This is a genomic window from Almyronema sp. (genome assembly GCF_052168255.1).
Classification (GTDB): Bacteria; Cyanobacteriota; Cyanobacteriia; order Phormidesmidales; family Phormidesmidaceae; genus Sphaerothrix; species Sphaerothrix epifaneia.
The window spans coordinates 1,853-12,161 of the sequence record NZ_JBQLZL010000047.1 but is presented as its reverse complement, the minus strand read 5'-3'; the positions used below and the strand labels follow the sequence as shown (position 1 = coordinate 12,161).

At 49.4% G+C, this 10,309-nt stretch carries 10 protein-coding genes; 3 read left to right on the top strand and 7 right to left on the bottom strand.

The window, feature by feature from the left end; translation table 11 throughout:
- Positions 1 to 27: 27 nt before the first annotated feature.
- Genes ACTS3T_RS11195 through ACTS3T_RS11165 form a run of 7 tightly spaced genes read right to left on the bottom strand, consistent with a single transcriptional unit; the run spans position 28 to position 6,869 of the window.
- Positions 28 to 1,803 carry a M23 family peptidase gene (locus ACTS3T_RS11195; protein WP_462934973.1) on the bottom strand — a complete coding sequence of 592 codons (1,776 nt, stop codon included), beginning with the start codon at positions 1,801 to 1,803 and terminating at the stop codon, positions 28 to 30.
- Complete coding sequence (locus tag ACTS3T_RS11190) at positions 1,803 to 2,249, bottom strand: hypothetical protein (protein WP_462934972.1); 447 nt, start codon at positions 2,247 to 2,249, stop codon at positions 1,803 to 1,805. Before ACTS3T_RS11190 ends, ACTS3T_RS11195 begins: the two co-directional genes overlap by 1 nt.
- The gene (locus ACTS3T_RS11185) at positions 2,231 to 3,508 is read right to left on the bottom strand and encodes an AAA family ATPase (RefSeq protein WP_462934971.1); all 1,278 of its coding nucleotides are present in this window, start codon (positions 3,506 to 3,508) and stop codon (positions 2,231 to 2,233) included. The genes ACTS3T_RS11190 and ACTS3T_RS11185 overlap by 19 nt, the downstream gene beginning before the upstream one ends.
- 14 nt (positions 3,509 to 3,522) lie before the next feature.
- A complete protein-coding gene (locus ACTS3T_RS11180) occupies positions 3,523 to 4,206 on the bottom strand; it encodes a DUF6753 family protein (RefSeq protein WP_462934970.1) in 684 nt (227 codons plus the stop codon).
- A gap of 27 nt (positions 4,207 to 4,233) precedes the next feature.
- Positions 4,234 to 5,148, bottom strand: a complete 915-nt coding sequence (locus ACTS3T_RS11175) for a P-loop NTPase family protein (RefSeq protein WP_462934969.1) — start codon at positions 5,146 to 5,148, stop codon at positions 4,234 to 4,236.
- Between the two features lie 9 nt (positions 5,149 to 5,157).
- Positions 5,158 to 5,646, bottom strand: coding sequence for a hypothetical protein (locus tag ACTS3T_RS11170; RefSeq protein WP_462934968.1), 489 nt, complete (start codon positions 5,644 to 5,646; stop codon positions 5,158 to 5,160).
- An 8-nt stretch (positions 5,647 to 5,654) separates the two neighbouring features.
- Positions 5,655 to 6,869: a hypothetical protein gene (locus tag ACTS3T_RS11165; RefSeq protein WP_462934967.1), complete on the bottom strand. Its 1,215-nt coding sequence runs from the start codon at positions 6,867 to 6,869 to the stop codon at positions 5,655 to 5,657.
- Between the two features lie 399 nt (positions 6,870 to 7,268).
- Here ACTS3T_RS11165 and ACTS3T_RS11160 point away from each other — a divergent pair, with 399 nt between their 5' ends.
- The 3 genes from ACTS3T_RS11160 to ACTS3T_RS11150 all read left to right on the top strand — a co-directional run.
- Entirely contained in the window at positions 7,269 to 7,607 is a 339-nt protein-coding gene (locus ACTS3T_RS11160) for a plasmid mobilization protein (protein ID WP_462934966.1), read from the top strand.
- 3 nt (positions 7,608 to 7,610) lie between these two features.
- Positions 7,611 to 9,803: a relaxase/mobilization nuclease domain-containing protein gene (locus ACTS3T_RS11155; RefSeq protein ID WP_462934965.1), complete on the top strand. Its 2,193-nt coding sequence runs from the start codon at positions 7,611 to 7,613 to the stop codon at positions 9,801 to 9,803.
- Positions 9,804 to 9,834: 31 nt separating this feature from the next.
- Positions 9,835 to 10,309 (top strand): hypothetical protein (locus ACTS3T_RS11150; RefSeq protein WP_462934964.1); only part of this gene is annotated, 475 nt, incomplete at its 3' end.

The window sequence follows — 10,309 nt, the reverse complement described above, 5'->3', positions numbered from 1 at the left end:
CTTCAATATCAAAAGTCATCTGTAGCTCTACTCCAAAGACACCCCTAACTGCTCATCAGAGCCACCTCCGTCAATCGTTGAACTTGGCCCCCCAAACCACATCTGCGTCACTCGCTCAATCAGACGACCACCTGTAAAGGCTCGACCTGTCTGCGGATCAATCTCCTGCTGCGCTGCCGTGAAAAGCTGCTGCATCTCTGATTGATAAGCACTCTCTTGAACTGGCTCTGGGAAATAACGACTGACCTCGGCGGCAGAGGGGCGATAGCCTCGTTCAATACGGTTGAGCCATGCTTGCCCGCCTGATATTTGCTTCACTGCCGCCTGCACTTCTGGCAGGTACGACATCATCTGATAACGCCCCAAGGCTCGACCACTGGCATAGCTTGTTTGCACATAGACCCCAACCGCTTGATAGTTGCCGGATCCTCTCGATTCGATTGCTGCCAGTGAATTTGCCAGCTTGTCCAAGCTCACCCCTGCAATCGTTTTGCCGGTACAGGGTCCGGTCGTAATCGGGCTAAGCTGCGACCCCGGATAACGTGTCGTCCCCGGTGGCGGCGCTGGCGTGGTGCTGGCACCGCCTTGACCATCAAGCGGCCCGACGTACAGGAGCGAATTCACTTCGTAGTCCAGCCAGGGAATTGAAAACTGGTTATATGGGGTGCAGGTACGACCAACAACCGGAATGTAGGTACACCAGCGGAAGAACAGTTTGAAGCTCACCTCGTCAGTGGTTTCATCCGACTCCCACACCACCAGCTTGAAAACGGAGCCAAAGGGATGCCGACCTGTCGGTTCATAGCCGGTTGAGTAGCCCATCGGGGAGGGCACATACCTGAGCGGCCCAAAGCCGCCTTCGACTTCATGATACTTACCGCTAATCCACTGCTTTCCTTCAAAGCCACCCTGTACCTTGCGGCCTTCGTCTTCTAAGTCATCTAGCTCAATGTAGGCACACTTATCCGGCGCTCTCACTAGCTTGCCTTCCTCTGAGCAGGGCACCGCAAAGCCTGCCTGGTAGGAGCCGCTGATTGTATTAGTGCGATGGTCTTCCGTTGGCCCCCAAATGAAATCAATCCGGGAGACGATGCCGTTTAGCCCCGTGATGCCGTTGGGGAACTGGCTCAGCGGGATGTGCTGTAAGCCCGGTACGTCAGAAATCTTGGCCTCATCCCAGCCTTTGAAGTTGGCAATCTGAGCTGAGTCAATATTGGGCAGGTCAGCCACTTTGAAGATATCTAAGTTAGTGGCTTCTAGCTTCAGGTCTTTCAGCCCTGGGTTATTTGAGAGGAATTGATTGAGGGTGAGGTTGCCAAAATCAAGCTGCCCTGTCTGTTCAGAGAGAAGCTGCTGGATAGGTGCCACTTCCCCTACTTTGTAATCGCCTAGATAAGGAATTGAACCTGTGAGGTTTTCTAAGGTCTGCTCCTGAATGAGCGGGTAGGTTGACAGGCGACCTTCGGAGAAGTTGGTACCAGTGATCTGATTGATCTGGCCCAGCGATAGGCTTTGCCCTCCTAGAGCTGAAACATCGCCAATTGTCAGCACGTCGCTAAGCGGATCGCCTGCCTGCCACTGCCGCTGCACTCCCTGAAAGCTGATGTTGCCGCCCTGCTCGACGTTGCCCAGACTGGCAAACGAGACATTGTTAAAGTCGGGGATGACCTGCTGATAAGCTCCGCTCTGCGTTTGAACCAGCGCTGGCAGGGTTTGCTGCTGTGCGGCTGCCGGAACTGACGGCACTAGAAAAGCCGCGATCGCTAAGCAAACTATCAGTAGAAACTTCCACAACGCTTTCATTAGAACTCTGGGCGATCGCTATCGCCTAGCTGCACACTTCTGAGTCGGTGGTCTGCCTGCACTTCTTTGCTCGTGCGGATGGCATCTTCGTCGATGCCCATCAAAGACTGAGCGGGCACCGCAAACGGGGAAGTATCCGCCCCCGATACCGGAATGGCATAGTCCGCCCGGTTCTGAATCGCCGCAATCTGATCAGAAATATCCCGCTGCGTTGAGGCTGGGCTGAAGTTTTGCCGCTCCTCAATCAGATCTGCGATCTCAAGCTGGGGCTTAGCTGGACTGAAGTTCTCGCCCTGCATGTCGCGGAAGTAGTAAGCATCGGCTACGTGCTGTACTGCCTTGGCGACCTCTGCTGGAGTGCAGCCCCGGTACTCTCGCAGCAACACTCGCCAATCGCGATCGCTAAAGGAGTACTCAAAGTATTTCTTTAGGTGAACTTTGAACACCTCCCAGAGTGAGCCAGCATGAGGCATCCCAAAAAATGCACGTACTCGAATCGCCGGATCATCTCGGCTGGCAGCATCTGCAAGTGGTTGATAGTGGCAAACATCACTACCGGGGAGGTATGGTCTTGCATCCAGCTCAATAGCTGTCCAGCCAGCTTACCCAACACGCCACCCTCAACGCTGCTATCCCAGCCAGAGAAAGCTTTTTCAAACTCATCAAAGAACAGAATGCAAGTGCCAATTTCATCAACAAAATCGAGTAACCCGTTCAGGTTATTCATCGACTCTTGAACCGTGCGACCCACTAAGCCGTTCCAGTCAGCCGAAACCAAGGTACCGCCGATTTGTTTGGCAGCTAGCTTCGCCGCCAGTGACTTACCTGTACCGGGGATACCCCACAGCAGGATGGCTTTTGGCGGTCTGAGGTTGCGCTGCTCGGCCTCCGGCTGGAGGAGCAGCCGTACCTTATCGAGTGTGACGTAGAGCAAGTCCATACCTGCTGCCACCGGCACATCCGACTCTGGCAGCAGGTTGATGCCGCGTCCTTGGAGCTTCTTGGTTTTGTAAGACATCACCAGTTCGGTGATGTCTACAATATCTACTTTGTCTAAAGTGGAACGTTCTGCGGCCCGGTGCAGCGCAATATCAATTTCGCCACGCGGCAAACCCGAACATGCCTGCACGAGCTGGCGTTGGGCGTTGATACTTTCTTCCGATTGCTCCATCTCCAACACATCCCAGCAGAAATCTGCCACGATGCCCTGCACCGCGTCCCGACTCGGCAGCGGATATTCCAGCGCGGGTAGCAGTGGGTACAGCTCTAGCGGAATTTTTAAGTACGAGTCAAGGAGTACCACATATTGCTCAATGCCGCTCTGCCGTAGGGCAAAATGGGCGTTCTCAATCTCGTGCAGTAGGCGATCGCTCACATCTTTGAGCAAGCCCTCCAGTACAAAGATGCCGGGTCTAGCCAGCGCCACAACGCTGGTGATAATGCCTTCAGTCTTAAAGCTGGGTAGGACAATATCGCTGTCATGCAAATCTACTTTGCGCCTGTAGTCACAGGGCTGTACCTGCTGCAACGTGTCATAGGCGCTGTTCCAAAAGTAAATAGGTAAATCTTGGTTGTGCGTGAAGTGCAGAAACTGATCCAGCACAAAGTTGCGATCGCTCAGCGCGGCCTTGCACGCCACGATATACTCGTTCTCTCGCTGCAGCTTCGGCCAGATATTGAGGGGATTGAATGTCCGCTGGCTCATCGTTTATACACTCACTACTGAGCTGAGTAGAATTCTCTTTTCTCGGGTGGCTGCGTCCAGAGTAAGCAAAAGCCTGACTTGGCCTGATGGCTACCGATTTGAATGGTGATGCCTAGTTCCTGCACCTGCTGCTGGCACTCGCCGCCCAGTAAATCTTCGTTCCAGGTGACGATATTTCTTGCTAGCTGTCCCTCGGCACTGGTCGCCCAGTCTAGGGCTTCGGCTTCCTCAAGCGTGAGCTGACGCGGCTCACCCGAAGCCATCTCCACTTGCGACTGCCGCCACTGACCGTAGCCCCAACCGCCAAGTAGACCCAAGCCGAGGAAGCCAAAGGCGATCGCTCCGGCAGCTATCAGCGACTTGATAGTCACTTGGGCCTTACTTGCTCCAGCCTTCTGGATTAGCTCTTTAACAGCTTCAGCTATCTGCCGCTCGATACCGCGCTTAGCTGCTTTTTCATAGTTATCAACCCGGTCGAGGGCTTGCTGACAGGCAATCTCAATGGTGTGTTGAAGCTGCTTAGGAGTCTCTTCTAGCAATGCCTGCACGCTACTACTAGCCAAAGCTATGAGAAATAGCGGATCGTCTTTCTTTAGCCCGAATGCATTGGTAATGCGCAGGATCTTCGCCTGCGTATCGGCATCAACACCTTCTAGCAGGGCATCAAAAACAGCGGTATCACGACTAGCCGAAGTCATTTACTTAAATTGGTAGGGAGAAACCAGCTACTTAACAACGAGATCTTGGTTTTGCGTCTCGGTAGTTGTAGGCTCATCTTCTAACACAGGGTCATGGTTATCAGGTGAGCCAGTGTCATTTTCGCCATCCGCTTCAGTATCAGTAGGGGAGAAAGTCATCTCTTGAGAGCTATCTCCCAGATGTTCAGTAAAGGCAGCATAAGCTGTGTCAAACATCTCATTGAGCCTGTCTAGAAACGTTTTGACGCGCTGCTTAGCTAGACGACCCATCGCTTTCTCAACTTTCTCTAGCGCCTCAGATAGCGTTAGTTCATGGGAGTCGATGTAGTATTGTAGTCCTGACTCCATTGAGGGCAGTTCTACAGAGGTGATGAAGTTAGACGCTTCTTTGACCCGCTGATAGATATCGCTTTCATCTAGGTAGCTAAAATCGCGTCCGTTTAAGCGGCCCTCATTAAGAATGACAATGTGAGGGATCGCGCCATCAAGCTGCTCAATACTGCGCTCAAGCTGACGAATGCTCTCATAGCAACCATCAGAGACAAACCACTTTACCAAACGATTGCCCTGATACTCCTCTTCCATCATCTTGATTAGTCCGACGCGGTTGATCCACCGCTCTAGTACATCAAGCGTGTTCGACGGCAGATTAACAATTGTGGGATATTGCTCAGCCAGGTTAAAAATAACATCTGGCTCAGTCCTCATTGAACTGTCGTCAGATAAGGTGATAGTGGCTTTTTGAGCAGCCTGCTTAGCGTATATACGCCCTACATCATCGATTTGACTATCAGCCTCGACAAGGGCGTATTCTATACTCGCTGACTTCATATACTCACAGAAAACACGGGAAGTAAAGGACTTGCCTACACCGCCTTTTTCACCACTAATTAAGTGAATGCAGTGCAGCTTCTTATCTATTCGCTCCTTAGCATTAGTCATAAAAACCTTTTAGTTCACTTCAAACATTGTTCGCATTCGGTCAAAATTTTGACCAATTTTCTCAGTTTCTTCCTCATTAGAAGATTGCGCCCCATCTGCAGCAGAAATAGAGTTGTTATTATTACTATCATGACTATTGCGACCGTTCTTTAGCTCGGCTCTCTCAGGAGAGAAAAACAACGACGAAGGCAGAGGCTCTGCCTCATCCTTAATATCTGCCGCGTTTTTAATAGCCCGGATAATGCCCTCGAAGTAACCTATAGCCTGATAAGCAATATGCTGGATTACCTCCTTGGGATAACCCTTTTGCTTGAGAACAAAGACCAGATGCCGTTTGGCAAACATAATCTTAGTGCTACCAATAATATCTAGGTCAAAGGGCAAATCATCTTCAAAATGTTGCAAAATAATCGACATCTCATCCTTAGCATTCCTAAAGCCTCTTAATCGAACTTGATGATCAAAGTCATATTTAGTACCACCATTTTTGCTAACCATCTTGACTCCTATGCAACGCGATTGCTTTCAATTATAGATTTAAAGCTTTCACTGAAAATATTCCAAACATCAATTAATCTGTGCTTCAGTGAAGGATCTTCAAACTGATTTACAGCATCAGTGATAGTGCTTGCAACGTCCCTTGTGCTCCATGAGGGGTTAGCCCAGCCTAAGTGACTTTTAATTTCATGCCGTAAATAGTACCCCGTCCCACCACCAATACATAGACTGTCGATTCGAGTCGGCAGAATACCATCGAGCCATTCTTTTAAGAGTTGCCAGTATTCTTGCCTAGCAATTTTTATAGCGCTGGTAATCTGGTCAACTTCTGTCTCAATATTTTCAGTTTGCTTTGATTTAGCAAGACTCCTGAGAAAAGAATTTTCAGTAGAGATATTGTTGCCAATCTCATATATAGTGCGTGTCAAGCTTTGGCGACTTTGGCCAGAGGTTTTTGCAATAACTTTGTCAACGAGCTGAATAAAACCAAGGTCAGTTGTGCTGGAAGCATTCATATCAATCTGACCATGGTTAAAAGTTAGCAGTGAGCTATTACGATGACCTAGCATTAGACTGCAGACTGCTTCGCGTCGAACGAACCAGTCTTCTCCTTTTTCTTGAAGGAGCTTCATCGCAAACCCACTCCCTTCTGGACTAACCATGAGACTCTTTAATCTGGGCTGGATATGCTGATCTCTGAAGTGAATATGTCTAGCCTGTTTAGTAAGTTGTTTTTTACACTTCTCCTTATCAGCAAACTCTCCTAGCGGAAGTAGAACAGTTAGGTGAACGTCAATCGAGCCTTCCAAAGCTTCACGTTGGACAATAGCTCCGATGGTGGCAAGCGCTTTGACAATAGCAGCTTCATATTTGAGCTGATCAAGTTGCATAGAAGCTTTAAATTGCTGGGCTAGAAAACCTACAGCAAAGCAGTTATTATCTCTAGCACGAAATTTTAACCAAGCATCATTGGCCGGAGTTATGACACCCGCACTACTATGAGTTCGCTGCGCAACTGACTCAACAGGCACCTCAATTACTTCAGGTTCCATGAGCAGAACACAGGGCTTACCGCTATCAACTTGATAGACAACTTTCGTAACCGAGCTACCAGGGTCAAAGGCAATTTTTATATTTTGTGTTCCCTGCAACATTTTCAATCGCTGATTCTTTTCTAAGTTATAGCCAAAATATTTAAAATTAGATTTAATTACATCATCCATTCGTTAGACATGAAACAAAGGCTGATTTTTGCCTTTATTCAAATGAATACATCTGAATCCATTTGAATATATTTGAATACGTTTGAATACAGATTTTTGACTTTAGGATAAAAGCAAACATATTTTTCAGGATTTTTAAGATTTTTTACCGTATTCAGATGAATATATTTTTATTCGTTTATATTCATTTGAATAAATTTGGATACGCTTGAATCAAAATAAATACAATTGAATACAGATTTTTAGCTCTATAAATCATTGCAATTAGTTCAGGCAATGCACAGTCTGTACATGTTGCCTTGATTCTAACTCTTGACCGATTTATTATCTAGTCGCTATCGGTAATTTTGTTTTATCGTTAGTGGATAACAACTGGTTAAATTTAATTTCATTTGTGTTTTGACTCGAAGCGATCAGATTCATTTCTTGGTGACATCCGCTGAAAAAGATCGAATCACTGGGAGAGCACGAGAGCAGGGAGTTAGTTTATCTGACTTCTTGCGGTCGCTGGCTTTAGATGAACAAGTTTCTGAGAGTACCTGGACTGCTATTAGGCGGCAACTGTCGTCTATCGAGGCTCAATTATTCGCTCTCAGGTTTGTGATTGAGGCAGAGCTAGACATTACTTTTTCTCGACCCAGCGCCGAAATTGATCCAAACGAAGACCCGCTAGAGTATCACTTTGCCCTACTTGCAGAGAAGCTGAAGCAGCTTTTCTTAGAAGTTCAACAACGTTAATCGATGGCTATTGTCAATGCTCAGACAACTAAAGATTTTCGGGCCACTCACCGCTATGTTGCTGTGAGAGAGGATAAGCAGCCACAGATTATCCATTCTTCTGTACCCCAAGGCATTGATGCTTTGCTGGGGCAGGCAATTGACCCAACTGCCGTAGCAGAAGCAATGACAGCTAGGGCAGCTAAGAGCGATCGCGTTGAAAAGCCTTGCTACCACATCTCGATTTCGGTAGCTGAGGAAGATGAATTATCCAAGCTGGACTGGCACCAGCTAGCCACCGGGTTTCTAGAGAAGACTGGCTTAGACGAGCATCAAGCTGTCAGCTACCTGCACGAGGACACAACCTATCCAGATAGTGATGAGGTACGACCCCATCTACATTTGGTGGTTAACCGGGTCGGGGAAGACGGCACTGCCGTTCCTACTTCTTGGGACTATTACCGTTTCCAAAACGCGATTCGAGAAGTGGAGCAAGAGATGGGGCTGATTTCTGAGCCGAATAGCTGGGAAGTGGAGCAGCGACGTGACCCACCTGGACAGGTTCACCGCCTCGCAACCGAGCAAGCTCAGTACAAAGATCCAGAGCATCCACGTATAGAACCGCCTGAGCCAACTGTTAGAAGTCAGCTTCAAGATGCGATTGCCATCGCCATTGAGCAAGCTACTTCAGTTGAAGGCATCACAGGCTTCTTAGAGAAGCAGGGCATCGACAGCCAAGTGAGCGATCGCGGCTGGAGCTTGAAGAAAGAGGGCATTGCCTTTGCCGGAAGCCAGCTCGGACGAGCCTATTCGATGAATGCGATAGAGCAAATCATGGCAGAGCAATCACCAGAGCAAAACGAGCAAATCATTGATGCCGAATGGCAACCGGCTGAGCCTGATAGCGAAGAGGGTAGAAAGCAACGCCAAAAGCAGCGCCAGCGCTCGATGAAGCAAATTATGCAAGAGACGGCTGATGCGGAGGAAGGTTCTCGCGATCGCCAACAAACAGGGCGAAAGCTTAAGCACTCCGGTAAAAGACTATCGAGTGAATCACCTGAAGTTGACGGTATGACCTTTATTGGTGGCACCGTCGCCGCTGCAGGCGGACTGTTGGAGCTAGGTGAAAAGTTCGGCCAGGAAGTCCGCAAGGCTCGCAGCCGTGCCCATAGCCAACGCGCTACGGAGCAAATCGACAAGCTAGAAGAAATAGGCGATCGCACCACAGCGCTAGAAAAATCCTTAGTTGAGCAAGCTGAAGATCAGCCGGGAATAGGGACGCAAACCCTTGGGAACGACTTAGTAGCCAACGGCCAATCACCTACCGAGAAAAGCCTGAATCTAGCCAATGAGCGTATCAGTGCTATTGGCGATCGCCTGGGCATAGAGATGGAAGAAGCTAAGCCAATTGAGCTTGATCCAACAGCCCCTATCGGCAGGCAGCTTGACCAGATGGATGAGGCGATCGCTCAGATTGATCAGCGCCTCGGCACGCTGGAGAATGCGGTGGGCGAAATCGCGCAATCACCTGTTGAACCAGAACTGGGCAGCAGACCCACTGGCGATGAAGTTGCCCAATCACTAGAAAACTTCGTTCAGGCAAGGACTGAGTTTAGGAGCGAGACAGAACCGAGTGCCTTTGATAGCTCGGCTGGAACTGTTGAGCTATCGCGTGAAGGTTTTCAGGGGCGTGATTCTCGGCTGACGGTCACCGATCCAGACTACGGCACCGTACTGGAAGCGACTAAAGCAGCAGATGGAGATTGGCAGACACAAATCGATGAACTGAGTGACGAACAGGCTCAAACCATCAGCCAACTCCCCCAATCAGCTCAGGAATACGGCGAGTACAAGCAGGGTCAGCAGCTTGTTGATAGCTTGAGAAGCCTACCGCAGACGGCAGATGAATTTGCAGGCGATCGCGGCCATATCCGCTGGAATAGCCCAGAGTCTGGTTTTGACTATGAGTTCAGCATTGAGCGTCAGGCCGATGGCACTCAGCAGATTACCGGCCAAGACCAAGAGAGTGGTGAACAGGTCTTCAGCGCTCAGATAGGCAGCGAAGATGCCATCTTCGTCGAACAAAACAATATTCCAGGCAACCATACTAACGAGCTTTTAACCCAAAAAGAGCGGGAGCTAAGTCCTCCTGACAAAGAAGCGGAGCGTTCTCGAACGCCGCGCCGCCGCTCTAAGCAGCGAGAGCTAGAGCTATGACCGATTTGAAGTGATTGACAATGACGCAGTTATGACTATCGCAAGACGACCCCCTAAAAAGCAAAAATCCGTTCTCCAGTTCAAGCTGCTGTGGAACAAGATTGCCCTTAATCAAGCTGAACTAGGCTTAATCGCTACCCTCGTAGCGGTTGCTGGCTATATGCTCTACGCTAGCCCCGTCACCGTTATGGTGGCACTGGTGATGGCGCTGCCCGCGATCGCCCTAGGTGTACTCAATCAGAGCATCAGTCAAATAACCCGGTGGGGACTGCCGCTTAAGAGCTGGCACCTCGCTAGCGCAGTAGTAGCAGTCTCAGCTCTAGCAGCCTTCAGCGGCGTTAGCCCGGTCAACGCCCAGATGTTTAACAATCTGGAGCAGGCGGTGACTAACGCAGTCTCTAGCACCAGCGGATCAACAGTCGATCCGGCTGTCATTACCACCATCTTCAACATCTTCCGCATCCTGATTGTGCTGGCGTTTCTCATCGGGGTGGTGATCGTTTTTA

What these genes read in the sequence shown, in the direction of transcription:
- ACTS3T_RS11195 (WP_462934973.1), bottom strand. Translation starts at nt 1,803, where the DNA reads ATGAAAGCGTTGTGGAAGTTTCTACTGATAGTTTGCTTAGCGATCGCG.
- ACTS3T_RS11155 (WP_462934965.1), top strand. Translation starts at nt 7,611, where the DNA reads ATGGCTATTGTCAATGCTCAGACAACTAAAGATTTTCGGGCCACTCAC.
- ACTS3T_RS11165 (WP_462934967.1), bottom strand. Translation starts at nt 6,869, where the DNA reads ATGGATGATGTAATTAAATCTAATTTTAAATATTTTGGCTATAACTTA.
- ACTS3T_RS11170 (WP_462934968.1), bottom strand. Translation starts at nt 5,646, where the DNA reads ATGGTTAGCAAAAATGGTGGTACTAAATATGACTTTGATCATCAAGTT.
- ACTS3T_RS11185 (WP_462934971.1), bottom strand. Translation starts at nt 3,508, where the DNA reads ATGAGCCAGCGGACATTCAATCCCCTCAATATCTGGCCGAAGCTGCAG.
- ACTS3T_RS11175 (WP_462934969.1), bottom strand. Translation starts at nt 5,148, where the DNA reads ATGACTAATGCTAAGGAGCGAATAGATAAGAAGCTGCACTGCATTCAC.
- ACTS3T_RS11180 (WP_462934970.1), bottom strand. Translation starts at nt 4,206, where the DNA reads ATGACTTCGGCTAGTCGTGATACCGCTGTTTTTGATGCCCTGCTAGAA.